This window comes from Methylobacterium symbioticum (genome assembly GCF_902141845.1).
GTDB lineage: Bacteria > Pseudomonadota > Alphaproteobacteria > Rhizobiales > Beijerinckiaceae > Methylobacterium > Methylobacterium symbioticum.
The window spans coordinates 15,663-39,056 of the sequence record NZ_CABFPH010000012.1 but is presented as its reverse complement, the minus strand read 5'-3'; the positions used below and the strand labels follow the sequence as shown (position 1 = coordinate 39,056).

The following is a 23,394-nucleotide window of genomic DNA, read 5'->3' as shown; positions in this document are numbered from 1 at the left end:
CCCCGCAAGACAGTCACGGATCGCCCATGACGCAGCAGGACAAGACCAGCCGGCCGCTTCGGCCCCGGGCGGGCGGCCTCGCCACCGCCCTGTTCCTCGCGAGCCTTGCCGCCACCGCCGTCGGCAGCCGCTTCATCGGCTCGGCCGAGGCGCAGACCTTCGCCAATGCCAACGACCAGCCGACCGCGCGCACGCTGCCGCCGGACGTCTCCACGGTGCAGGCGCATCCGGAGGCCGCCCATCGGCGCAACAACGGCGTCTCGGCGCCGCGCGCCCTCAAGCCCTCGACCTCCGTGCTCGGCTCAGGGGGGCGGGTGAACCCGAAGGACCACCTGCCCGGCGCGATGCGCAGCGGCGGCTGAGGGGGGTCACGCCCCCATCTCGTTGAACCAGCCCTGCAGGGCGGCGTACTGGACGATCTTCGAGCGGCTGTAGATGTCGAGCTTGCCGCTCGCCCGGCTCTTGTAGGTCTCCACCGATTTGGCGGTGAGGCCGAGCTGCCCGGCCACCTCCTTGTTGGTGTAGCCGAGGGCGATCAGGCGGAAGACCTCGCGCTCGCGGTCGGTCAGGGTCAGGGTGCCGCGGGGCTGGCCGCGGCGGGTGCGCGGGCCGAACCCGGCCACGATCATGTCGGTGGCGACCGACGGGTCGAGGTAGAAGCCGCCGCTGCGCACCGCGTGCAGGGCCTGGAGCAGGCAATCCGGCGGCGAGCGCTTGGAGACGAAGGCGCGGGCGCCGGCCTGCACCGTCTCGCGCACGAAGCTCGGCGCGTCCTGCAGGCTCGTCACCACCACCTGCATGGCGGGCGCCTCGTGCCGGAGATGGCGCAGGGTGGCGAGGCCCCGCATGCCCGGCGCGGCGATGTCGATGATCGCGATGTCGGGCCGCACCCGGTGGGCGACGTCGAGGATCTCGGCGCTCGTATGCGCCTCGTGGATCAGGTCGTAGCCGGCGAGGTCGTCGACCACCATGCGCAGGCCGAGCAGGTAGATGGGTTGGCTGTCGGCAAGCAGAAGCGTGGGGGTGCTGTCGGTCGGAACAGGGTACATGCCGAACGAGTTCCTGTCGCTACGTGGACCCCTCGGGAGGCGCGGATCCGGGCGGGACGCGCCGGCTCCGCGGCGGCGCCGGATCAGCGCCGGCCGGATGCGCCCGGCGATTCCGGAGGGTCAGGCTCCTGGGCATGGGGATGGCGGAGCGGAGCGATGGCTCGGACGTCTGACGGCATCGCATCCACGGGCTGGGCCTCCCCTCGGCGGTGATGCGGCGCCCACCCACCCCGTCGCGGGCACCCGGGCGCCGTGGAAGCCGCGACGCCCCCTTCTTGGCCGATCGGCGCGCCGACCGGCCGGGGTTACGGCGAAGCTCGTTGATCGAACGACGCACCCGGAACAACCGTTCCTCCAAGGCCGCGCTGCATAAGCACTAGGCCGGGACTAGGCCCGAAGGTCTAATCCGATCGGCCGAGCGGCCGTGAGGTTGGCGGGCGAGCCCGCCGGCCCGCGCCGATCCGGCCGCGACCGCCGCCACGCAACCCGCTGCCGGGCCGAACCGTTAACCGCACCGGGCCGGTCGGGGCCCCGGCGGGAGGATGGCATGGGACTGCTCGATTCGGTGATCGGCGGCGTGCTCGGTCAGGTGCTCGGCGGCGGGCAGGGCGGCGCCCGAGGCGGCAGCGCCATGTCGCCGCTGGTCAAGGCGCTGCTGATGCTGCTCCTCGCCAAGGGCGCCAGCGGCGGCTTCGGCGACATCTTCGGGCGCGGACACGCTGGCGAGCCCGGCCCGGATGCCGACCGCTCGGAGCCCGGCCGCCCGCATCCGGAGGCCGGCCCCTATGGCCGCGACGTGCCCGGCTCCGGCGGCTGGGACCAGGACGGCGCCCGCCGCGACGCCCCGCTGCCCCCCGGCGATTTCAGCGACCTCTCCGGCATGCTCGACGGCCCCGGCGACGCGCCGGGCCGCGATCCCGGCGCCGGCCCCTACGCCCATCTCGGCCGCGAGCCGGAGGACCGGCCCGATCTCGGCGGCCTCGACGGCCTGATCGAGGGGTTTCGCAACAGCGGCCTCGGCGACGTGATCGAATCCTGGGTGGGCCACGGCCAGAACCGCTCGGTGCAGCCGAACCAGCTCGCCCAGGCCCTTGGCCCCGACACGCTCGGCACCTTGGAGCGGGCCACGGGGTTGAACCGCGACACGCTGCTCACACAGCTCGCCCAGGTGCTGCCGCAGGTGATCGACGGGCTCACGCCGCAGGGGCGGGTGCCGGGGGAGGGGGAGCGAAGGGGGTGGTAACGGCTTCAGAAATGAAGCGAAAGAGAGTTCAACTCGCGAGCTTGTACCAATCTCTTATTGTTAACTTCAGGCGAACTATTTCCTCTTCATCCAACAGGCCACAATGAGCGATTGGACCTCGGACAAGGTTAAGCCTGTTTATCACTCGGAGAACGCGATTTTTATCAACGCCTCCAAATACGCCAGAAAAAATATCCCAATTTGCGCTTATTATCTCGCCTAACTCTCCAAAGGTGGTATAATCAATTATTCTGCTGGATCTTGGGGCAAGACCCTCATTTGATTCGCGATCGCGGTTTTTCCTTGCGTTTTCTTTTACATTCTGTGGAGTTAGATTTTCCCACCAGGCTGATCCACTCGATGTTTCGAGGGTATCTTGCACCAAGTCTCTTATGTCGTTTTCTAAAACATAGAACATCTTGTAGAACTCAGACATTCTATCTGCATTTCTGCGAATGCGTTCATCAACTTGTTTCAGATGTTCTTCGACAAGTTTGTCTGTTGCTATCTCTACAGCACCTCTCTGGTTGGAGAATGAGTGTTCTTTGAGTATGTCCCTTATTTCAGAACTTATTGCGGAATTCTTCAATGTGAATAATTCAACGACTTTGATCATATTTCACCTCAGCAAATTGTTCTTCAGACTTTGAAATATCGCATTAAATACTTGTATGTTTGTCGATTCTGGAAGAATAATATTTATATTGTATGCAAGATTTATCTCGCTGCCTCCATTAAGTGTAGGTCCGTTCGAAAGTGGTATCGCATCCGCAGGTGCAGTGTTCGATTCTATTTGAGAGGTAGACGGCTGGTCTTTATTTACGAAACTTCTGATCGCCTCGAAAGTACCAGAGGTAGCATTAACAATCTGATCTTTCTTGTTGAGCCCAGTAATTTGTACGATTAAATCGACTATTTCTTCTTTCGTTGCGCGGTGAGCGTAATCGTTATGCCGGAATATTTCCGGAAAACCCCTCTTAAGGCCATCCAGTGCTGCACCACTTCGATTATTTTCGGACTTAAATTTGGAGTACAATTCAGTTGGATTTCCGTCAGAACTTAGGAATACCATTCTTTTCAAAATAGGTGGGATCGGTTTGGCTGAACCACCAGTCACTTTAAGAACAGTAGCCATGAAATCGCTGGAAAACTTGTCGGGCCTCTCGGCGACCGTTATTCCGTCCAACGCGCGCTTTAAAGTGCCAAATGAGGTGGTGTAAGTAAAACTCCCAGGAATTTCCCGCCTGGGTTTCGGAGATTTAGGCGACTTTTCGGCTGGAATAGCTGGTTCTTGTTCAGCCGGAGTTGCGCTCGCTTTTGTTCGTGCAGCCACTCAAACACCTCCCGCGACAGGAGGTGAGAAATTAATCTAGCGTTGCAAGAAAGCGCAAGCGGTGAAGTCGGCCGCCCGCCTTTCCTTGCAGCGTTTCCACAATCTCTGCACGTTATTAGTGTCGGGTTCCGACTACACCCGCCGCATCACCAGCGACGCATTCGTCCCACCGAATCCAAAAGAATTCGACAGAGCCACATCGACCCGCTTCCGCTTCGCCTCGTGCGGGACGAGGTCGATCTGGGTCTCGACGCTGGGATTGTCGAGGTTGAGGGTCGGCGGCAGCACGCCGTCGCGGATGGTGAGGATCGAGAAGATCGCCTCCACGGCGCCCGCGGCGCCGAGCAGGTGCCCGATGGCCGACTTGGTGGAGGACATCGAGGCCTTGGCGGCCGAATCGCCGAGCAGACGCTCCACGGCCTTCAGCTCCAGCTCGTCGCCCATGGGCGTCGAGGTGCCGTGGGCGTTGATGTAGTCGATCTCGGACGGGCTGATGCCGGCGCGCTTCACGGCGGCCGTCATGCAGCGATAGGCGCCGTCGCCGTCCGGGGAGGGCGAGGTGATGTGGTAGGCGTCGCCCGAGAGGCCGTAGCCGATCACCTCGGCATAGATCTTGGCGCCGCGCGCCTTGGCGTGCTCGTATTCCTCCAGCACCACCACGCCCGCGCCCTCGCCCATCACGAAGCCGTCGCGGTCCTTGTCGTAGGGGCGGGAGGCCTTGGTCGGCGCCTCGTTGAAGCCGGTGGAGAGGGCGCGGCAGGCGGCGAAGCCCGCGAGCGAGAGGCGGTTGACCGGTGATTCGGCGCCGCCCGCCACCATCACGTCGGCATCGCCGAAGGCGATCAGACGGGCCGCGTCGCCGATGGCGTGGGCGCCGGTGGAGCAGGCGGTGACGACCGCGTGGTTCGGGCCCTTCAGCCCGTGCGCGATCGAGATCTGGCCCGAGGCCAGGTTGATGATGCGGCCCGGGATGAAGAAGGGCGAGACGCGGCGCGGGCCCTTCTCGTGCAGCGTGATCGAGGCGTCGTAGATGCCGCCGATGCCGCCGATGCCGGAGCCGACGAGCACGCCCGTGGCGCACTGGTCCTCGTGGCTCTTCGGGTGCCAGTCGGCGTCGTCGAGCGCCTGGGTGGCGGCGGCCATGGCGTAGACGATGAAGGGATCGACCTTCCGCTGCTCCTTCACCTCGAGATAGGCGTCGGGGTTGAAGGTGCCGTCGCTGCCGTCCCCGAGGGGGATCTGGCAGGCGATCTTGCAGGCGAGATCGTCGGTCTCGAAGGAGGAGACCTTGGCCGCCCCGCTATCGCCCGCGATCAGACGGCTCCAGACGTGCTCGACACCGCTGCCGAGCGGCGTGACCATGCCGAGACCCGTGACGACCACCCGCCGCATCGCAATATCCCGTTCGTCTCAAAACGAATAACGGCGCGCGGGGCGATTGGCCCCGTCCGCGCCGCGATTTTTGTAGGCCCGGCGCCTCAGGCGGCCGAGTTCTTCTCCAGGAACTTCACCGCGTCCCCGACCGTCTGGATGGTCTCGGCGGCATCGTCCGGGATCTCGACGTTGAACTCCTCCTCGAAGGCCATGACCAGCTCGACGGTGTCGAGGCTGTCGGCGCCGAGGTCGTCGATGAAGTTGGCTCCCTCGACCACCTTCTCGGGCTCGACGCCCAGGTGCTCGACGACGATCTTCTTCACGCGCTCAGCGATATCGCTCATCGTTTCCGGTCCTCGTCTTCTTGTCTGTCGTCGTCTGTCGTGGTGAAGGCGCTTCGGGCCCGAGAGGGCCCTGCCGAACCGGCCGTGAGCCGCGCGAGCCGCGTGAAACCGCTCGCGCCGCGGCCCCTGGCCCGCGGGGCTGTGCTTGGACTGTGATCCCGCGAAGCCGTCAACCCCCCAGTGCCCGGTCGCGGGGGTGTTAACACAGGGTTCCCGCGCTGGCGAGGGGCGGTTCAGGTTTGGTTCATTCGCCAGTGTTCGCGGGGGGTTGCGCCTGTTCGCTCTCCCGCTTCCCCTCTCGAAGCGGGCGGCGGCGGGGGCGCGATCGGTAGGGCCCGCGCCGTCCGCGGCGCACCCGGCGGTGCATGGGGCCGGGGCTTGAGCCCGGCGGCCTTTTCAAACACCGGCTCTCGCGTGTAAACCCGCGCCCCAACGACATTTCGACCGCTGCGCCCGCCCGCGTGGCCCCGCTCCGGGGTCATGCGTGCCCGGGCGCGCGCCCGCGACATTCTCAAGGCGACCCATGCCCAAGCGCACCGATATCTCCTCGATCCTGATCGTCGGTGCGGGTCCGATCATCATCGGCCAGGCCTGCGAGTTCGATTATTCCGGCACCCAGGCCTGCAAGGCGCTCCGCGAGGAGGGCTACCGCATCGTGCTGGTGAACTCGAACCCCGCCACCATCATGACCGACCCGGACATGGCGGACGCGACCTATGTCGAGCCGATCACGCCCGAGGTGGTGGCCAAGATCATCGAGAAGGAGCGCCCGGACGCGATCCTGCCGACCATGGGCGGCCAGACCGCGCTGAACTGCGCCCTCTCGCTCCAGCGCATGGGCGTGCTGGAGAAGTTCGGCGTGCAGATGATCGGCGCCACGGCGGAGGCCATCGACAAGGCCGAGGACCGGCACCTCTTCCGCGACGCGATGACCAAGATCGGGCTGGAGACGCCGAAATCGGCCCTCGCCAACGCCTCGGCCGTGAAGAAGGCCGACCGCGAGAAGTACACGGCCGAGATCGCCCGCATCGAGGCCGCCAACGGCGAGCCCGAGGCCCGCAAGGCGGCGCTCGCCGCCTTCGAGAAGAGCTGGGCCAAGGGCGAATCCGAGCGGCGCAAGCGCTATTCCGAGCACGCGCTGGGCCAGGCCCTGATCGCGCTGGCCGAGGTCGGCCTGCCCGCCATCATCCGCCCCTCCTTCACCATGGGCGGCACCGGCGGCGGCATCGCCTACAACCGCGAGGAGTTCCTCGACATCGTGGAGCGCGGCATCGACGCCTCGCCGACGAACGAGGTGCTGATCGAGGAGAGCGTGCTCGGCTGGAAGGAGTACGAGATGGAGGTCGTTCGCGACAAGAACGACAACTGCATCATCGTGTGCTCCATCGAGAACATCGATCCGATGGGCGTGCATACGGGCGATTCGATCACCGTCGCCCCGGCGCTGACCCTGACCGACAAAGAGTATCAGGTGATGCGCGACGCCTCGCTGGCGGTGCTGCGCGAGATCGGCGTCGAGACCGGCGGCTCGAACGTGCAGTTCGCGATCGACCCGGCCACCGGCCGGATGATCGTGATCGAGATGAACCCGCGCGTCTCGCGCTCCTCCGCGCTCGCCTCGAAGGCCACCGGCTTCCCGATCGCCAAGGTCGCGGCCAAGCTCGCGGTCGGCTACACGCTCGACGAGATCGCCAACGACATCACCGGCGGCGCCACCCCGGCCTCGTTCGAGCCGACCATCGACTACGTCGTCACCAAGATTCCGCGCTTCGCCTTCGAGAAGTTCCCGGGCGCCGAGCCGACGCTGACCACCGCCATGAAGTCGGTGGGCGAGGCCATGGCGATCGGCCGGTGCTTCGCCGAATCGCTGCAGAAGGCGCTGCGCTCCCTGGAGACGGGCCTGACCGGCCTCGACGACATCGAGATCGAGGGGCTCGGCAAGGGCGATGACCACAATGCGATCAAGGCCGCCATCGGCACGCCGACGCCGGACCGGCTGCTCAAGGTCGCCCAGGCCCTGCGCCTCGGCGTCAGCCACGAGGAGGTGCACGCCTCCTGCAAGATCGATCCGTGGTTCCTGGAGCAGCTCCAGGGCATCATCGACCTGGAGAACCGGGTGAAGGCCCACGGCCTGCCCACCACGCCCGGCGCCTTCCGCCAGCTCAAGGCGGCCGGCTTCTCCGATGCGCGCCTCGCGGTGCTCGCCGGGACGGAGGAGGCGGCGGTGCGCGCGGCGCGGCGCAGCGTGGGCGTGCGCCCGGTCTTCAAGCGGATCGACACCTGCGCGGCCGAGTTCAAGTCGCCCACCGCCTACATGTACTCGACCTATGTGGCGCCGTTCGCCGGCACGGTCGTCGACGAGGCGCTGCCCAGCGACCGGAAGAAGGTCGTCATCCTCGGCGGCGGCCCGAACCGGATCGGGCAGGGCATCGAGTTCGACTATTGCTGCTGCCACGCCTGCTTCGCGCTCTCGGAGGCCGGCTACGAGACCATCATGGTCAACTGCAACCCGGAGACGGTCTCGACCGACTACGACACCTCGGACCGGCTCTATTTCGAGCCGCTCACCGCCGAGGACGTGCTGGAGATCATCGAGACGGAGAAGCAGGCCGGCACGCTGCACGGCGTCATCGTGCAGTTCGGCGGCCAGACGCCCCTGAAGCTCGCGCGCGCGCTGGAGGCGGCGGGCGTGCCGATCCTCGGCACCTCGCCGGACGCGATCGACCTCGCCGAGGACCGCGACCAGTTCAAGCGCCTCCTCGACAAGCACGGCCTCAAGCAGCCCAAGAACGGCATCGCCTACTCGGTGGAGCAGAGCCGGCTGGTGGCCGCCGATCTCGGCCTGCCCTTCGTGGTGCGCCCGAGCTACGTGCTCGGCGGCCGCGCCATGGCGATCATCCGCGACGAGGCGCAGTTCGCCGACTACCTGTTCGACACCCTGCCGAGCCTGATCCCCTCCGAGGTCAAGGCCCGCTACCCCAACGACAAGACGGGGCAGATCAACACGGTGCTGGGCAAGAGCCCGCTGCTGTTCGACCGCTACCTGTCGGACGCGGTCGAGGTCGACGTGGACGCGGTCTGCGACGGCACGGAGGTCTATATCGCGGGCATCATGGAGCACATCGAGGAGGCCGGAATCCACTCGGGCGATTCCGCGTGCTCGCTGCCGCCCCGTTCGCTTTCGCCGGAGATCATTGCCGAACTCGAGCGTCAGACGAAGGCTATGGCCTTGGCGCTCCAGGTGGTCGGCCTGATGAACGTGCAATACGCCATCAAAGACCAAACCATCTACGTCCTCGAGGTGAATCCGCGCGCCTCTCGCACAGTCCCATTCGTCGCCAAGGTCATCGGCGAGCCCATCGCCAAGATCGCAGCGCGGATCATGGCTGGTGAGACTTTGCCGGCCTTCGGTCTCAAGCCAAAGACGCTGCCGCATATCGCGGTGAAAGAGGCGGTGTTCCCCTTCGCCCGTTTCCCCGGCGTCGACGTGCTGCTCGGCCCGGAGATGCGCTCCACTGGCGAGGTCATCGGACTCGACGGCGGCTTCGGCGTAGCCTTCGCCAAGAGCCAGCTCGGCTCGGGCACCCAGGTGCCGAAATCCGGCACCGTCTTCGTATCGGTGCGCGACGCCGACAAGGCGCGCATCCTGCCGGCCATCCGCCTGCTCAAGGATCTCGGCTTCGCGATCCTGGCGACGGGGGGCACGCAGCGCTATCTCGCGGAGAACGGCGTACCTACCGAGCGCATCAACAAGGTGCTTGAGGGGCGGCCCCATGTGGTCGACGCCATCAAGAACGGCGACATCCAACTCGTCCTGAACACCACGGAAGGGGCGGGCGCGCTCTCCGACTCCCGGTCGCTGCGCCGGGCGGCCCTCTTGCATAAAGTGCCGTACTACACCACTCTAGCCGGTGCGATGGCGGCGGCCGAAGGGATCAGAGCCTATCTCGAAGGCGATCTCCAAGTCCGCGCTTTGCAAGAATATTTCGCGGCCTGAGCCCGGCTCGGCCCGCGAACCACAGAGCCTGACATCTGGCCCGGAGGGAGCCTCGCTCTCGACCGGGCCTATTCATTGTGGCGTGAGACGATGAGCATAGACAAGGTTCCGATCACGGTCCGCGGCTTCGCTGCTCTAGAAGAGGAGCTGAAGCACCGTCAGCAGGTGGAACGCCAGCGCATCATCCAGGCAATCGCGGAGGCGCGCGCCCTCGGGGACCTCTCGGAGAATGCCGAGTACCACGCCGCCAAGGAGGCGCAGTCCCACAACGAGGGCCGCGTCTTGGAGCTGGAGAGCATGATCTCGCGCGCCGAGATTATCGACGTCTCGAAGCTGTCGGGCAGCAAGATCAAGTTCGGCGCCACCGTGAAACTCTTGGACGAGGACACGGAGGAGGAGAAGACCTACCAGATCGTCGGCGAGCCCGAGGCTGACGTGCGCTCCGGCCGCGTCTCGATCACCTCGCCCATCGCCCGGGCGCTGATCGGCAAAGGTGTCGGCGACACTGTCGAGGTGACGACGCCGGGCGGCGGCAAGTCCTACGAGGTCGTCGGCGTCGAGTATCGCGGCTGAGGTCTCCGACCATGATGGGCAATCGCTGCGGCCGTCGCGCCGGCCTCCTAGCCGCGGGGCTCCTGTCCCTCGGCTTGGCCGTTCTCGCCGCCGGCTCGGCCGTCGCGCAGTCCCTGCAGACGGGCATGGTACCAGACGCCTTCCCGCCGCTGCCCGGTGGTCGCTTCGGCGACGTGCGGGTGGATGTGCGCCCGCTTCTCGCCCGCAGCGCAGGCCTCGAAGCCGCGGCTCTGCATGCCGATCTCACGGAGGCCCTGCGCCGGACCTTCCGCGATCGGATAGGCGGACCGGGCCCGATCCTCGTGGTGCGGATCACTGCCCTATCCCTGCGCGAATATGTCGGCAGCAGCAGCCGTAGCTTCGGCGGGGGCATGCAAAATGACTATCTAGAGGGTGAGGCCCTACTGGTCGATCGGCGCGGCGCTGTGCTTGGCCGCCACACGCAGCTCACGGCGACGCCGTCGAGCTTCGGCGGCGCATGGTACGAGCCGGGCTCCGAGCGCCGCCGCGTGGCGGCCATCGCGGAGATCTATGCCCAGTGGCTGCGCCGCGATTTGCCGCTGAATTGAGCGCCTGTTTGCCCGCTCCCTCCTATCGTCGACCTTATGCTGGGATGCTGCGACGCAGCCTCGAAGGAGGCGGCCGGAGCGACTCAAGACCTCTTGAGGGCTCATTCGAGGCCCGCTTGCGCGGCCAACTCAGGATAAGAGGGACGGAGCGGATGAGCGGTGCTCTCCGGGCAGGTCCCTGCCAATCTTGGTCAGACAGGCTCTGATGTCCGTTTCCGAGCGTAGCGAGATCCCGACCGGCGGTGCCGAGCGGCCGGTCCCAGACCTTACCGGAACGCGTGCCTGGATCGTCACCGACGGCAAGGCTGGTGATGAGAACCAGTGCGTTGGCATCGCTGAGACACTTGGGCTCGACTACGAGCTGCGCCGCGTGCCTGCCCACGGTCCCTTCGGCTGGACGGCACCCTGGGGCCCGATCGACCCGCGCGAAGGCCCACACAGCCGCTACGGCGCGCTACGGGGTCCCTATCCCGAGATCCTCATCGCGTCGGGTCGCCGCTCGGTGCCGTATCTTCGCGCGATGCGCCGCACCACCGACCGGCGGATCTTTACGGCTTTCCTCAAGGACCCGCGTACCGGGCACGACAGCGCCGACTTCATCTGGGTACCTGATTACGACGACCTGCGCGGGCCTAACGTCTTCACGACGCTCACTGCTCCTCATCTCGTCACCGCCGCTCGGCTCGCGGCGGCCCGTGCCAAGCCCGACCCGCGCCTCGCCAGCCTCGGCCGGCCCCGTGTGGCGGTGCTGATCGGCGGCGACAGCCGACATCTCAGCTACCGCAATGCGGATATGGGCCGCCTCGTGGACAACCTGCGCAAGCTCGCAGACATGGGCTGTCGTCTGGTGGTCACAGTCTCGCGGCGGACTCCCGATCCGCTGCGGGAGGCGGTCAAGCGGCTCGCAATCGAGACCGGCGGCTTCCTATGGGACGGCACCGGCGAGAACCCCTACGTCTCGATGCTGGCACTCGCCGATGCGGTGGTGGTCACCTCGGATTCTGCCAACATGGTCAGCGAGGCGGCGAGCACGGGCGCTCCGGTCCTGCTGTTCGAGCTGCCGCGTACCTATATCCGCCACCGGCGGATGTTCGCCGGACTGGCGATCGCGGGGGCGCTGCGGCCCTTCACCGGGCAGCTAGAGGCCCTAAGCTACAAGCCGATCGACGCGACCCCGCGTATCGCCGAGGCGCTGGCGCGTAGCTATGTTGTGCACAAGGAGGCCCGGCAGGGCAGAAATCCGGGTGTCGAGGGGGGCCATCCCACTCGCGGGGCCAAGGCGTGATCCTGGGGAATTCTGTCAGAGCTTCGCCCCAAACCCCATCAAAGGTGTCATCTCTTTGGGACCTTGGGCAGACGTAGGGAGAATCGAGGACGACATGGCCCATACCCACGCCAAGCTCGTGATCATCGGGTCCGGCCCGGCCGGCTACACGGCAGCGATCTACGCGGCCCGCGCCATGGTCCAGCCGCTGCTGATCTCCGGCTTCCAGCCGGGTGGACAGCTCATGATCACAACGGATGTCGAGAACTATCCCGGCTTCGCCGAGGCGATCCAAGGCCCTTGGCTGATGGAGCAGATGCGCCTCCAGGCCGAGCATGTCGGCACTAAGATCCTGTCCGAGTACATCACGAAGGTCGATCTCAAGACCCGACCGTTCCAGCTCGAGGCCGATTCCGGCGAGACCTATTCCTGCGACGCGCTGATCATCGCTACGGGCGCGCAGGCAAAATGGCTCGGCCTACCCTCCGAGGCGAAGTTTCAGGGCGGGGGCGTATCGGCCTGCGCCACCTGCGACGGCTTCTTCTTCCGCGGTAAGGAGGTCGTTGTCGTCGGCGGCGGCAACACTGCCGTCGAGGAGGCGCTCTACCTCGCCAACATTGCGGCCAAGGTCACGGTGGTTCATCGGCGCGATGCCTTTCGGGCCGAGCGTATCCTGCAGGAGCGCCTGTTCAAGCACCCGAATGTCGAGGTGATCTGGAACCACGCAGTTGAGGAGGTCTGCGGCGTCGAGAAGCCGGCCCCGACCGTGACTCATCTACGCCTGCGCGACGTAAGCAGCGGCGTCCTCACCGAGCGCAAGGCCGACGGGCTCTTCGTCGCGATCGGCCATCAGCCGGCCACCGCGATCTTCGAGGGGCAATTGAACATGCGCCACGGCGGCTACCTGACTGTGCGCCCGGGTACCACCGAGACCGAGATACCTGGCGTCTATGCGGCCGGTGACGTAACCGACGACATTTACCGGCAGGCCATCACCGCCGCTGGCATGGGCTGCATGGCCGCACTCGAGGCCGAGAAGTACCTCGCCAATCTTGAGATCGGCGAGCCGCCGCAAAAGGCTGCCGCCGAGTAAGGCACCGGCCGAGAAAGGTCCGGCCTTCGAGCGCCCACAGGAACCGCGACCGGCCCCTCTCTCAAGCGGGAGAAAGGCTCCTGTCTTCCGCGGCGAGCGGTGGGGCCCCTCATGGGCCTTCTGCGACCCCAGTCTCGGTCCTTCCTCAAGCGGAAATTCAGCGTTCCGCGGAAAATCGGTGCGGACATCAACAAATTTTTCCCTGCATGGCTTGCGCAGATGCGCGTCCGGAACGCATGTGTCATGTCCTGACCGCAATGCCGCATTGCCGCATCGGAGGGTCGGGCCGTGCGGTGCATTTCCCTTTGGGTGGGTCGCTCGCTGTGGACTGGGATAAGATTCGGATCTTCCTCAACGTCGCCGAGGCTGGGAGCTTCACGAAAGCGGGAGACGATATCGGTCTCAGCCAATCCGCTGTCAGCCGTCAGATCAGCGCGTTGGAGCGCGAGCTGAAGGCGCCCCTGTTTCACCGCCACGCCCGCGGCTTGATCCTGACTGAGCAGGGCGACCTGCTCTTCCGCGCCGCGCGCGACATGAAGCTCAGGCTGGAGAACACCAAGGCCCGCCTCGTTGAGACGAGCGAGCGGCCCACCGGCGACCTCAAAGTGACGACCACGGTGGGCCTGGGCACTGCGTGGCTGTCGCAGCGGGTCGCCGAGTTCCTCGATCTCTACCCGGACGTGCGCATCGAGCTGATCCTCACCAACGAGGAGCTCGACCTCGCCATGCGCGAGGCCGACATCGCTATCCGCATGCGCCGCCCTGCTCAGCCGGACCTGATTCAGCGCCGCCTATTCACAGTGCACTACCACGCCTTCGCGAGCCCGGATTACATCAAGCGGTTCGGCGCCCCGAAGGCGATCGAGCAGCTCGACGATCACCGGCTGGTCTCGTTCGGCGGCAACGAGCCATCCTACCTGCTTGCCGCCCACTACCTCGCCGATATCGGCCGCGAGGGCCGCGAGCGCCGGCCGGTGCACTTCACCGTCAACAACGTAGCGGCGCTGCAGAAGGCGATGGAGACCGGCGTCGGCATCGGCATCCTGCCCGACTACGCCGTCGATGGGCAGGACAGCCTCGTGCAGGTGCTCACCGAGAGCGAGATGCCGACGCTCGACAGCTACCTCGTCTATGCCGAGGAGATGCGCACGGTGGCCCGCGTCCAGGCCTTCCGCGACTTCTTGGTTTCAAAAGCACAGCGCTGGACGTACTGAAGGTCGGAGCCGCTCTCATACGAAGAGCCGCTCGCCCTCCAGCCCCTTGTAGAGGCCGGCAACCTGCTCGCCGTAGCCGTTATAGATCAGGGTCGGCACGCGCTCATTTGTGCCCAGCACACGCTCACTCGCCTGGCTCCACCGGGGATGGGGCACGGCCGGGTTCACATTCGCCCAGAAGCCATACTCAGAGGCCTGCAGGCCCTCCCAGAAAGTCTTCGGCCGTTCCGCCGTGAAGGAGACCTTCACAATCGACTTGATCGACTTAAATCCGTACTTCCACGGCAGCGCGAGACGGATCGGCGCCCCAAACTGGTTCGGCAGCGGCTTGCCGTAGATCCCGGTGACTATGAAGGTGAGGTCGTTCATCGCCTCCGCGAGCGTCAGGCCCTCGATATAGGGCCAGGGATAGAAGAAGGACCGCTGGCCCGGCGCCATGGCCTTGTCGAGGAAGGTCTGGAACTGGACGTATTTCGCGCCCGAGGTGGGCTTAGCCATCGCGACGAGCTTGGCGAGCGGGAAACCGGTCCAGGGCACCGCCATCGACCACGCCTCGACGCAGCGGTGGCGATAGAGCCTCTCCTCCAGCCCGGCCTTTCGGATCAGCTCGTCCACGCCGATCTCGAAGGGCTTTTCCACCAAGCCGTCGATTTTGACCGTCCAAGGTTCGGTCTTGAGCGCGTTGGCCGCCGGCAGCACGGTCTTCGAGGTGCCGAACTCGTAGAAGTTGTTGTAGTCGCCGCTGTAGCGCTCCAGCGTTACCGCCCGATCAAGGGTGAAGGCCTCGTTGCGCGGAGCCGGGTAGGGACCGGCCGCGGCAAATCCGGGGCGGGTAGCGAGCAGCGAGCCGGCCATCAGGCCAGCTGCGCCGCCGAGCAATGCGCGCCGGTCGAGGAAGACGGATTCGGGCGTGGCGAGGCGCTCGGGGATGTCCCAGCCGCGGCTGCGCTTGATCAACATGGGGCTCGCTCCTGCCTGTGACCCGCGCGCACCCAGATCGGTGCGCGGCCGCGCGGGGTGAATGCTGCTCAGCGTCCCATTCGCGTCGGGTCGCCCGCGGTTACGCGGGCGGCGCCTCACGCAGGGCTCGGCGCAGCACTTTTCCGACGTTGGTCTTCGGGAGGCTTGCCTGGATTACCACTCTGCGCGGCACCTTGTAGCCGGTGAGTTGCGAGCGGGCATGGGCCCGGATGGCCTCGACCGTGAGGCCTGAGTCGCGCAGCACCACGTGGGCCACCACCATCTCGCCCGCCTCGGGGCAGGGTGCCCCGACCACCGCGCATTCGAGGATGCCGGGATGGAGGGCGAGCACGTCCTCTACCTCGTTCGGATAGACGTTGAAGCCGGAGACGAGGATCATGTCCTTCATCCGGTCCACGATGCGTACCTGCCCATCGGCCTCCATCACGGCCACGTCGCCGGTGCGGAAGAAACCGTCCGGAGTCATTGCCCGGGCGGTCTCGTCGGGCCGGCTCCAGTAGCCCTTCATCACCTGGGGGCCGCGCACGCAGATTTCGCCGGGCTCGCCGAAGGAGGCGGGCATGCCGTCGGCGCGCCGGATCGAGACCTCGGTGGAGGGCAGGGGATAGCCGATCGTGCCGGACCATTCGGCGAGCCGGTAGGGGTTCACGCAGACGACCGGCGAGGTTTCGGAGAGGCCGTAGCCCTCGATGATGGTCGAGCCCGTGATCTCCTTCCAGCGCTTGGCCACCGACCGCTGAACCGCCATGCCGCCGCCGACCACGTAGTCGAGGTGGGAGAAGTCGAGCGTCGGGAATTTCGGGTGGTTGTTGAGGAGGTTGAAGAGGGTGTTCACCCCCGACATATGGGTGAAGCGGTGCTTCGACAGCGTCTTGATGAACCCGTCCGCGTCGCGCGGATTCGGGATGAGTAGGCAGCAGCCGCCGGAGCGGATGAAGAACAGGAAGCAGCACGTCAGCGCGAAGATGTGGTAGAGCGGCAAAGCCGTCACCATCACGCGCCGAGGCCCGTCCGGATCCGTCGCCTCGAACCAGATCTGCGACTGGACGACGTTGGCGACGATGTTGCGGTGGGTCAGCATCGCGGCTTTGGCCACGCCCGTGGTGCCTCCCGTATATTGCAGAAAGGCGAGATCCTCTTGCGCTACCGGCACCGGCTTCAACGCCAGGCCCGCCCCCGCCTTGAGCGCTGCGGTGAAGCGGCTGCTGAGGCCGGCCGGCAGCCTGAAGGGCTTCACCGCCTTCTTGATGTGGCGTGAGGCGAGGTCGATCAGCCGGCCCTTCAGCCCGAGCCCGTCGCCGGGCCCGACCAGCAGGACGCGGTCGAGGCTCAGCTGCGGCAGCGCCTCGGCGACGGTGTGGGCGAAGTTCTCCAGAACGATCAGGGTGCGCGCGCCCGAATCGTTGAGCTGTGCCGCCAACTCGCGCGGGGTGTAGAGCGGGTTGACGTTCACCACCGTGGCGCCCGCCAGCAGCGTGCCGAACAGCGAGACGGGGTAGGCCGGCACGTTCGGCATCATGATCGCGACGCGGTCGCCCTTAGCGAGGCCCTGCCCCTGCAGCCAGGCCGCGAGCGCCCGGGCCATGCGGCCGAGCGCAGCATAGCTGACGGAGGAGCCGAAGCAGATCAGCGCGGGCCGGTCCGCGAAGCGGCGCGTGCTCGCCTCGAACATATCGACGAGGGTACCGAGCCCGTCCACGTCGATCTCCGCAGGCATCCCGGGCGGGTAGGCGGCGAGCCACGGCTTATCGCGCCCCGACATGGCGGCCCTTTGCTGCTCGATCACGGCGCACTCCCTACGCACGGCTTCGTAATGGCCGTGCTGATCGTCTGACCATTCCCATTGTCCCAGACTGTGCGGGATCGCTCCGGCATGGGCAAGCGAGGCGGCCAATGGCGCGGCAACAGCCGCACGAATTAGTTCATATATGAACTATCATGTCGGGCGAGACACTTCCAGAGACCGGCGGGTCGCATCGGTCGGCGTTGGCCCGGGCCCTCGGAAGGCCGTGACCAAGACATGCGGCAATGCCGCCACGACGAGAACCAGGGCGGCGCGCAGCGTTTCGTCACTGCTAAATGCGCGGCGCGGCCAGGGGCCAACGCCGAAATCGCGACCGAGCCCAAGCAGGGCGGCGGCGAGCCAGAGGGCAAGGAAGCTCCCGGTGGCAGTTGCTGCGAGCCCGCCCGTCCTGCGCCAGAAGCCAACGGGTTGGAAACGTGCCTGCCCGAGCCAGATCGGCAGGCCGACGGCAAGGCCGAAGACGAGGGCGGCGACAGCCGCGCCAATCACGTAAGCGAGGCCAAGTGGTTGCCCGCTGAGGAAGGCCGAGCCACCAGCCATGAAGCCGCCGCGCAGCACAAGGCCGCCGAAGGTTGGGTGCAGCGCGGCTGCCAGGAGGAGCACCAGCCCGAGTCCGGCGAACACCGCCCGCCGCGCTGGCGAAGCCGAGCCGGGCATGGCCGCCGCGGCCAAAATACGGGCGAGCCCGTAGACGAGGGCGAAGGCGAAAAGGGGGTAGCGGTCGAGGAAGAAACCGTAGGCGTAGGACTCCACGGCCAGCGGCAGGGCCGAGCGCTGGCTGAGACCTGTCGCTGCCACCGCAAAGAGCGTCAGCAGCGCTGCAGCGAGCGGAGCCCCGGCCAGGATCGCTCGCGTGCCTCGCATAGTATCGCCCTCCGCATGAGTCCGACCGGATGGGGCGGACGGCCGTGTTCTAGTTGCTCCCGAAGAGAATCACCACGCGGCCTCCTGGTCTGCCGGACGTAGAGGATCGCGTTGGAGACCTGCAAGGTCGGATCTGGAGGCCCGGGTGTATTGACGCGGCAGTTCGAGTACCGTGATCGCACTGACCGACCTGCTCAGGACTGCTCCTCGGGAAAAGGAGCGGTGCAGGCTCTGAGTGTGAATGGCTCGCTCCTGATAAAGCTGACGCGACGCGAGCAATATCCAAGTCGATCGCCCCGCCTGTTGCCTGCTAAAGCCAGGTGCGCGAGACTAGCTTGACCGTTAAAAAATTGAAGCCGCGGAGGACCCTATATGCCCGTTATGATCCTGTTGCGGATTGCGGCCGCGGCCTTATCGTTGATTGCTCTCCCAGCAAATGCTGCAGGCTATCCGGTGCCCGGATAAAGCGATTGGATGAACAACGATTTCAGGTTTCACATTGGAGAAGTCATACGAAGAGGCGCCTGCACTACATCATGTTTGCAGACACTACAGGCGAACCGGTAGTCATCCAGCACGGCACCACCGGCTCGGCAGGCAACCTGCTGACGACCGAATTCGCTGGCGAGCTGTTAGGTCTCGGTCAACCGCTCGATACGGCCAAGTACTATATCATCATCTCGGATGCGAACAGTCATGGACAGTCGCCCAACCCTGCGGATGGGCTGAAAACAAATTTCCAATATACAACTACGACAACATGGCCGAGGCACAGTACCAGCTGATCTAAGGAGCATCTCAGCGTCAAACACGCGCGACCGCGCATCGGCAACTCGATGGACGGCATGCACGCCGGGATCTTGGGCGTGAGGCATCGCAAATTCATGGAGGCCCTCGTTCTCATGACGTCGTAGCCGAGCGAGATGGAGAGCCGCAATTGGATGATGCTCAGGCCTATAAACAAGCCCATCCGGCGCGACCGAATCTATGCTGATAGCGAGTGCAGGATTCCACCGCCCTCATTGCGGATTGCCAAGATCTTCTTTGCCCTGGCCGCCAGCGGTGGCACACTGTCACTGCAAAGGCAGGAGCCGACCGGCGCGCTGGCCGACAAGCTCGTGGACGCTCGTTTGTCTGCGCTATTCAACGCCGACGCCCACGACTATCTATCAGTTGGGACCGTCGCGCGGCTACGAACTCTCTGCGGGCGTTGAGCAGATCGAAACAAATTTGCTCGCCATCAACTCCGCGGACGACGAGCGCAACCCACCGAAATCAGGATCATGGAGCGCGAGATGAGGCGCCTCAGGAACGGGCGCTTGTACCTGATACCCCCCACCACCGAAGCAGCCGGCCACGGCACCACGGGCTTCGCCAAATTCTACAAGCAGTAGCTCCAACGATTCATGCAAGCCACCTCGATACGATCCATGTAGATCGTCTGCGATCAAGATGGCATAGCGGCCATTCTCACAATGCTCTCGTGTATGTCTCAGCGTCGGCAGTCGATGCGAAGAGGCAGCTTACTGGTGGGCTCAGGGGCGCGCCACCCGCGCTCGACCCGACCGGCCCCACACGCGGTCCCGACCCCGTCCGAACCTTCAGCCGCGGCGAGCTTAATGTCTGCGAGAGTCTGGACGTCCCCTTCCGTCGTTTTGAAGGCAACACCGCCCCGCCTGCTGGAGAGGGGCGGTCAGATTCTGGTCCTAACGCCGTCAAACCCGCTCAACGCGCCTCGTAATGGTCGCGCACCAGCCGGTCGAGCAGGCGGACGCCCCAGCCGGCGCCCCAGCTCTTGTTGATCTCGCTGGAGGTCGAGGACATGGCCACGCCTGCGATGTCGAGATGCGCCCAGGGCGTATCGTTGACGTAGCGCTTAAGGAAGGCAGCCGCCGTTGCGGCACCGCCGTGCCGGCCGCCGGTGTTCTTCATGTCGGCAAACTTCGAGTCGATTGCCTTATCGTATGCCGGGATCAGCGGCATCCGCCAAACCCTCTCGCCCGTCGCCTCGCCCGCCGCATGGAGGCACCTGGAGATCTCGTCGTCATTCGAGAACATGCCGGCGATGTCCTGGCCGAGTGCCACAATGATCGCACCGGTGAGGGTGGCAAGGTCGATCATTGCCTTGGGCTTGTAGGTTTGGTGGGTGTGCCAGAGGATGTCGGCGAGGACGAGGCGTCCTTCGGCATCGGTGTTAATGACCTCAATGGTCTGGCCCGACATCGAGGTGACGATGTCGGACGGGCGGTAGGCGTTGCCGTCGGGCATGTTCTCGACGATTCCGATGGCGCCGACCACGTTGGCCTTGGCCTTGCGGGCGGCCAGCGCGTGCAGGGTGCCGACCACGGCCGCGGCGCCGCCCATGTCGCCCTTCATGTCTTCCATGCCGCCGGCCGACTTGATGGAGACGCCGCCGGAATCGAACACCACGCCCTTGCCGATCAGCGCGAGCGGCGCGTCGCCGGGCCGGCCGCCGGTCCAGCGCATGATCGCCACGCGCGGCTCGCGGGCCGAGCCCTGGGCCACGGCGAGCAGCGCCCCCATGCCGAGCTCGCGCAGGCGGGCCGGCTCCAGCACCTCCACCTCGACGCCGAGCTTCGTCAGCTCCGCGGCGCGCCGGGCGAACTCGGCCGGATAGAGCACGTTCGGCGGCTCGTTCACGAGATCGCGGGCGAGCATCACGCCCGCGGCGACGGCGGCCGAATCCTGGCCCGCCACCTCGGCGGCGGCATGGTCGGCGAGCATCAGGGTCAGCGCGGTGCCGCCCTTGTCCTCGTCGGTCTTCTTCTTGGTCTTGTAGCGGTCGAAGGCGTAGCCGCGCAGGCGCGCGCCGAGGGCGAAATCCGCCGCCTCGCGCCCGCCGATCTCGGCGCCCGGCCAGTCGAGCAGCACCCGGGCCCGGCGGCCCGGGACCTTGCCGGCGGTGAAGCCGCCGAGCATCGGCCACTCGATCGTGGCGCGGTCCTTGTCCGAGCCGAGGCCGACGACGACGAGACGATCCGCCTCGACGCCGGCCGGGGCCGGCAGCACCAGCGCGGTCTGCGCCCGGCCCTTGAACTGCTCGGAGGCCGCGGCCCGGGCGACGAGATCGGTGCCCGCCTGTCCCAGGACCTCCCGTGCGGCGCTACCCAGGGCGAGATCGTCGCCCACGAACACGACGAGGTCGCCCCCGCCGGCCCGGCCGACCGGAGCGAAGGTGATGCTGATGCCGTCCGCCATGTGCCGCTTTCCGAAGTGCTTCCGGTCCCGAGGTCGAGGCCCGCGCCGCGGGTCTCCGCGATGGTGCATCCTGTGTAGCCGCTGAGGCAGAGAACGCAACGCGGCGGCTTCGCTCTTGAAACCGCCCCAGTTCGCGCGCCATGGCAGTGCGCACGAGGCGATTGTCCAGCCGGCAAAGAGGAGGCCGCGGGGCGTTACGGCGATGAACCAGATCGAGCGCTACATCTTCCGCATCGCGCTCGGCGCCTTCCTCGCCTGCCTGATCGGGCTGACCGGCACGATCTGGGTGACGCAGGCCCTGCGCGAGCTCGACCTGATCACGGCCAAGGGGCAGACGCTCCTGATCTTCCTGTTCGTCACCGGCCTGTCGCTGCCGACCCTCCTCGTCGTGATCGCGCCGATGGCCCTGTTCATCGCGGTCATCTACGCGCTGAACAAGCTCAACGGCGATTCGGAGCTGATCGTGATGTCGGCGGCCGGCATGCGCCCGCGGGCGATCCTGCGGCCCTTCCTGACGCTGGCGACGATGGTGAGCTTCCTCGTCGGCTTCCTGACCATCGTGGTGATGCCGGCGAGCTTCCAGGAGCTGCGCGACGTGATCACGCGGGTGCGCGGCGACTTCATCGCGAACGTCGTGAAGGAAGGCCAGTTCACGGAACTCGACAACGGCATCAGCTTCCACTTCCGCGAGCGCGGGCAGAACGGGACGCTGCTCGGCCTGTTCATCCGGGACGGGCGCGAGGCCGGCAAGAGCAAGGTCTACCTCGCCGACCGCGGCAACGCGATCGAGGTCGAGGGCCAGAGCTACCTGGCGCTGGAGAAGGGCAGCGTGCTGCAGCAGCAGAAGGACAGCCGCGATTCCTCGATCCTGACCTTCGAGCGCTACACGATCGACCTCGCCGCCTTCGCGCCTCCCGATTCGGACGTGATCTACAAGCCGCGCGAGCGCTCGACGACGCAGCTCCTCTTCCCCGACAAGACGGAAGGCTATTTCAAGCTCCAGAAGGGCCGCTTCCGGGCGGAGCTGCACGACCGGCTCTCCTCCTGGCTCTACCCGATCGCGCTGGCCTTCATCGCCTTCGCGGCGCTCGGCGACCCGCGCACCACGCGGCAGGGCCGCGGCGTGGCAGTGGCCGGGGCGGTTGTCGCCGTGGTGGCGTTGCGCATCGCGGGCTTCGCCGCGACGAGCGCGGCCGCGCGCAGCGCCGGGGCGGCGCTCGCGATCTACGCGGTGCCGCTGGCGGCGATCGGTCTGTCGAGCCTCATCATCTTCCACGGGCCGGCGGTGCGCAGCCTCACGGCGCGCCTCGCCGCTGCCCTGCGCGGCCTGGGGCCGAGCCGGCGGCTTGCGCGGGGCTAGGCCATGCTGATCGGCCGCACCCTCGGGACCTATTTCGCGTGGCGCTTCGTGCGCACCGTGCTCGGCGTCTTCATCACCGTCTTCGCGCTGGTCTACACCCTCGATTTCGTGGAGCTGCTGCGGCGGGCGGGCGATGCCGAGGGCGCCTCCACCGGGCTGATGGCGCAGCTCTCGCTCTACCGCACGCCGGCGGTGGCCGAGGGTGTTCTGCCCTTCGCGGTGCTGTTCGGCTCGATGGCGGCGCTCCTGCAGCTCTCGCGCAAGCTGGAACTGGTGGTGGCACGGGCGGCCGGCATCTCGGCCTGGCAGTTCCTGCAGCCCGGCCTGTTCGTCGCCCTGGCGCTCGGCGCCTTCGCGGTCGGAGTCTACAACCCGGTCTCGGCGGCGCTGAAGCAGCGCTCGACGGAGATCGAGGCCAAGATCTTCGCCAAATCGACCAAGGCGGGCTCCGGCAAGGCGCTCTGGCTGCGCCAGAAGAGCGTGGACGGCAGCGCCATCATCCGGGCCGAGACGGCGGTGGAGGGCACCACCACGCTCGCGGGCGTGCAGGTCTTCACCTTCGACGACGACGGCCGCTTCGCCGCCGAGATCGTGGCCGCGCGGGCCGTGCTGCATGACGGCTGGTGGGAACTCCAGGACGTGCGCCTGATCACGCCCGACTCGCCGCCCGAATCCTTCGGCAGCTACCTGATCGCCTCGACTCTCGACCTCGGGCAGATCCGCCAGCGCTTCACGCCCCCGGAATCTGTGCCTTTCTGGCAACTGCCGGATACGATCGCGCGGACCGAACGGTCCGGTCTCGATGCCACCCGCTACCGCCTGCAATACGACGTGCTCTGGGCCCGGCCGGCCCTGTTTCTGGCCATGGTGCTCGTCGCCGCAACCGTTTCCTTACGGTTTTTCCGCTTTGGTGGTGTCGGAAAGCTCGTGCTGGGCGGCGTCGCGGCGGGGTTCGCGCTCTACGTCGCGCGGCAGTTGATGGAGGGTCTCGGCGCCGCGGGACTCGTGGCGGCGCCAGTGGCGGCCTGGCTGCCGGCCGTGGTAGGAAGCCTCCTCGGTACGCTCACGCTTCTGTACCAGGAAGACGGATGAGACCCGCTCCTTCCGGGCGGG

The 23,394-nt window shown here is 66.4% G+C and carries 20 protein-coding genes; 11 read left to right on the top strand and 9 right to left on the bottom strand.

Annotated elements, in window-relative coordinates:
* The first annotated feature begins 26 nt into the window (after positions 1–26).
* Positions 27–362 (top strand): hypothetical protein, encoded by a 336-nt coding sequence (locus MET9862_RS06520; protein WP_244612599.1) that lies wholly within the window; start codon positions 27–29, stop codon positions 360–362.
* Positions 363–368: 6 nt separating this feature from the next.
* Here MET9862_RS06520 and MET9862_RS06515 read toward each other — a convergent pair whose 3' ends face one another.
* Positions 369–1,049, bottom strand: coding sequence for a response regulator (locus tag MET9862_RS06515; protein ID WP_142582298.1), 681 nt, complete (start codon positions 1,047–1,049; stop codon positions 369–371).
* A gap of 547 nt (positions 1,050–1,596) precedes the next feature.
* Here MET9862_RS06515 and MET9862_RS06510 point away from each other — a divergent pair.
* Positions 1,597–2,292, top strand: coding sequence for a YidB family protein (locus MET9862_RS06510; protein ID WP_142582297.1), 696 nt, complete (start codon positions 1,597–1,599; stop codon positions 2,290–2,292).
* 28 nt (positions 2,293–2,320) lie between these two features.
* Here MET9862_RS06510 and MET9862_RS06505 read toward each other — a convergent pair whose 3' ends face one another.
* The 4 genes from MET9862_RS06505 to MET9862_RS06490 all read right to left on the bottom strand — a co-directional run bounded on the left by MET9862_RS06505 (position 2,321) and on the right by MET9862_RS06490 (position 5,343).
* Positions 2,321–2,908 carry a Swt1 family HEPN domain-containing protein gene (locus MET9862_RS06505; protein WP_142582296.1) on the bottom strand — a complete coding sequence of 196 codons (588 nt, stop codon included), beginning with the start codon at positions 2,906–2,908 and terminating at the stop codon, positions 2,321–2,323.
* Positions 2,909–2,911: 3 nt separating this feature from the next.
* Entirely contained in the window at positions 2,912–3,625 is a 714-nt protein-coding gene (locus MET9862_RS06500) for a DUF5343 domain-containing protein (protein WP_142582295.1), read from the bottom strand.
* Between the two features lie 132 nt (positions 3,626–3,757).
* Positions 3,758–5,017 carry a beta-ketoacyl-ACP synthase II gene (fabF, locus tag MET9862_RS06495; RefSeq protein WP_142582294.1) on the bottom strand — a complete coding sequence of 420 codons (1,260 nt, stop codon included), beginning with the start codon at positions 5,015–5,017 and terminating at the stop codon, positions 3,758–3,760.
* Between the two features lie 86 nt (positions 5,018–5,103).
* Positions 5,104–5,343: an acyl carrier protein gene (locus MET9862_RS06490; RefSeq protein WP_066926221.1), complete on the bottom strand. Its 240-nt coding sequence runs from the start codon at positions 5,341–5,343 to the stop codon at positions 5,104–5,106.
* Positions 5,344–5,866: 523 nt separating this feature from the next.
* Between MET9862_RS06490 and carB the strand changes: the two genes are divergently transcribed.
* The 6 genes from carB (at position 5,867) to MET9862_RS06460 (ending at position 14,053) form a co-directional block, all read left to right on the top strand.
* Positions 5,867–9,340 carry a carbamoyl-phosphate synthase large subunit gene (carB, locus tag MET9862_RS06485; protein WP_142582293.1) on the top strand — a complete coding sequence of 1,158 codons (3,474 nt, stop codon included), beginning with the start codon at positions 5,867–5,869 and terminating at the stop codon, positions 9,338–9,340.
* A gap of 96 nt (positions 9,341–9,436) precedes the next feature.
* A complete protein-coding gene (greA, locus tag MET9862_RS06480; RefSeq protein ID WP_185156772.1) occupies positions 9,437–9,913 on the top strand; it encodes a transcription elongation factor GreA in 477 nt (158 codons plus the stop codon).
* Positions 9,914–9,924: 11 nt separating this feature from the next.
* Positions 9,925–10,482: a hypothetical protein gene (locus MET9862_RS06475; RefSeq protein ID WP_185156771.1), complete on the top strand. Its 558-nt coding sequence runs from the start codon at positions 9,925–9,927 to the stop codon at positions 10,480–10,482.
* A gap of 205 nt (positions 10,483–10,687) precedes the next feature.
* Positions 10,688–11,767 (top strand): mitochondrial fission ELM1 family protein, encoded by a 1,080-nt coding sequence (locus MET9862_RS06470; RefSeq protein WP_142582291.1) that lies wholly within the window; start codon positions 10,688–10,690, stop codon positions 11,765–11,767.
* A 94-nt stretch (positions 11,768–11,861) separates the two neighbouring features.
* Complete coding sequence (gene trxB / locus MET9862_RS06465; RefSeq protein WP_142582290.1) at positions 11,862–12,839, top strand: thioredoxin-disulfide reductase; 978 nt, start codon at positions 11,862–11,864, stop codon at positions 12,837–12,839.
* Positions 12,840–13,162: 323 nt separating this feature from the next.
* Positions 13,163–14,053 carry a LysR family transcriptional regulator gene (locus tag MET9862_RS06460; protein WP_142582289.1) on the top strand — a complete coding sequence of 297 codons (891 nt, stop codon included), beginning with the start codon at positions 13,163–13,165 and terminating at the stop codon, positions 14,051–14,053.
* Between the two features lie 15 nt (positions 14,054–14,068).
* Here MET9862_RS06460 and msrP read toward each other — a convergent pair whose 3' ends face one another.
* From msrP to MET9862_RS06445, 3 genes are all read right to left on the bottom strand, one after another.
* Complete coding sequence (gene msrP / locus MET9862_RS06455; protein WP_142582288.1) at positions 14,069–15,013, bottom strand: protein-methionine-sulfoxide reductase catalytic subunit MsrP; 945 nt, start codon at positions 15,011–15,013, stop codon at positions 14,069–14,071.
* 100 nt (positions 15,014–15,113) lie between these two features.
* The gene (locus MET9862_RS06450; protein WP_142582287.1) at positions 15,114–16,796 is read right to left on the bottom strand and encodes an AMP-binding protein; all 1,683 of its coding nucleotides are present in this window, start codon (positions 16,794–16,796) and stop codon (positions 15,114–15,116) included.
* A gap of 174 nt (positions 16,797–16,970) precedes the next feature.
* Positions 16,971–17,702 (bottom strand): hypothetical protein, encoded by a 732-nt coding sequence (locus MET9862_RS06445; RefSeq protein ID WP_185156770.1) that lies wholly within the window; start codon positions 17,700–17,702, stop codon positions 16,971–16,973.
* 536 nt (positions 17,703–18,238) lie between these two features.
* On the opposite strand from MET9862_RS06445, the gene MET9862_RS29970 reads away from it, so the two are divergent.
* Entirely contained in the window at positions 18,239–18,487 is a 249-nt protein-coding gene (locus MET9862_RS29970) for a hypothetical protein (RefSeq protein WP_244612598.1), read from the top strand.
* A gap of 940 nt (positions 18,488–19,427) precedes the next feature.
* On the opposite strand, the gene MET9862_RS06435 is transcribed toward MET9862_RS29970, so the two are convergent.
* Positions 19,428–20,921, bottom strand: a complete 1,494-nt coding sequence (locus MET9862_RS06435) for a leucyl aminopeptidase (RefSeq protein ID WP_142582286.1) — start codon at positions 20,919–20,921, stop codon at positions 19,428–19,430.
* A gap of 202 nt (positions 20,922–21,123) precedes the next feature.
* Here MET9862_RS06435 and lptF point away from each other — a divergent pair, with 202 nt between their 5' ends.
* Together lptF and lptG are read left to right on the top strand one after the other, a co-directional pair.
* On the top strand, positions 21,124–22,281 hold the full coding sequence (gene lptF / locus MET9862_RS06430; RefSeq protein ID WP_142582285.1) for an LPS export ABC transporter permease LptF: 1,158 nt from the start codon (positions 21,124–21,126) through the stop codon (positions 22,279–22,281).
* 3 nt (positions 22,282–22,284) lie between these two features.
* The gene (gene lptG / locus MET9862_RS06425; protein WP_142582284.1) at positions 22,285–23,373 is read left to right on the top strand and encodes an LPS export ABC transporter permease LptG; all 1,089 of its coding nucleotides are present in this window, start codon (positions 22,285–22,287) and stop codon (positions 23,371–23,373) included.
* Positions 23,374–23,394: the final 21 nt, after the last annotated feature.

Bases quoted from the DNA above. Each gene is read 5' to 3' on its own strand.
- MET9862_RS06505 (WP_142582296.1), bottom strand. From the start codon at position 2,908: ATGATCAAAGTCGTTGAATTATTCACATTGAAGAATTCCGCAATAAGT.
- fabF (WP_142582294.1), bottom strand. From the start codon at position 5,017: ATGCGGCGGGTGGTCGTCACGGGTCTCGGCATGGTCACGCCGCTCGGC.
- MET9862_RS06445 (WP_185156770.1), bottom strand. From the start codon at position 17,702: ATGCGAGGCACGCGAGCGATCCTGGCCGGGGCTCCGCTCGCTGCAGCG.
- MET9862_RS06490 (WP_066926221.1), bottom strand. From the start codon at position 5,343: ATGAGCGATATCGCTGAGCGCGTGAAGAAGATCGTCGTCGAGCACCTG.
- lptF (WP_142582285.1), top strand. From the start codon at position 21,124: ATGAACCAGATCGAGCGCTACATCTTCCGCATCGCGCTCGGCGCCTTC.
- carB (WP_142582293.1), top strand. From the start codon at position 5,867: ATGCCCAAGCGCACCGATATCTCCTCGATCCTGATCGTCGGTGCGGGT.
- msrP (WP_142582288.1), bottom strand. From the start codon at position 15,013: ATGTTGATCAAGCGCAGCCGCGGCTGGGACATCCCCGAGCGCCTCGCC.
- trxB (WP_142582290.1), top strand. From the start codon at position 11,862: ATGGCCCATACCCACGCCAAGCTCGTGATCATCGGGTCCGGCCCGGCC.
- lptG (WP_142582284.1), top strand. From the start codon at position 22,285: ATGCTGATCGGCCGCACCCTCGGGACCTATTTCGCGTGGCGCTTCGTG.
- MET9862_RS06450 (WP_142582287.1), bottom strand. From the start codon at position 16,796: ATGTCGGGGCGCGATAAGCCGTGGCTCGCCGCCTACCCGCCCGGGATG.
- MET9862_RS06435 (WP_142582286.1), bottom strand. From the start codon at position 20,921: ATGGCGGACGGCATCAGCATCACCTTCGCTCCGGTCGGCCGGGCCGGC.
- MET9862_RS29970 (WP_244612598.1), top strand. From the start codon at position 18,239: ATGTTTGCAGACACTACAGGCGAACCGGTAGTCATCCAGCACGGCACC.
- MET9862_RS06515 (WP_142582298.1), bottom strand. From the start codon at position 1,049: ATGTACCCTGTTCCGACCGACAGCACCCCCACGCTTCTGCTTGCCGAC.
- MET9862_RS06470 (WP_142582291.1), top strand. From the start codon at position 10,688: ATGTCCGTTTCCGAGCGTAGCGAGATCCCGACCGGCGGTGCCGAGCGG.
- MET9862_RS06475 (WP_185156771.1), top strand. From the start codon at position 9,925: ATGATGGGCAATCGCTGCGGCCGTCGCGCCGGCCTCCTAGCCGCGGGG.
- MET9862_RS06520 (WP_244612599.1), top strand. From the start codon at position 27: ATGACGCAGCAGGACAAGACCAGCCGGCCGCTTCGGCCCCGGGCGGGC.
- MET9862_RS06510 (WP_142582297.1), top strand. From the start codon at position 1,597: ATGGGACTGCTCGATTCGGTGATCGGCGGCGTGCTCGGTCAGGTGCTC.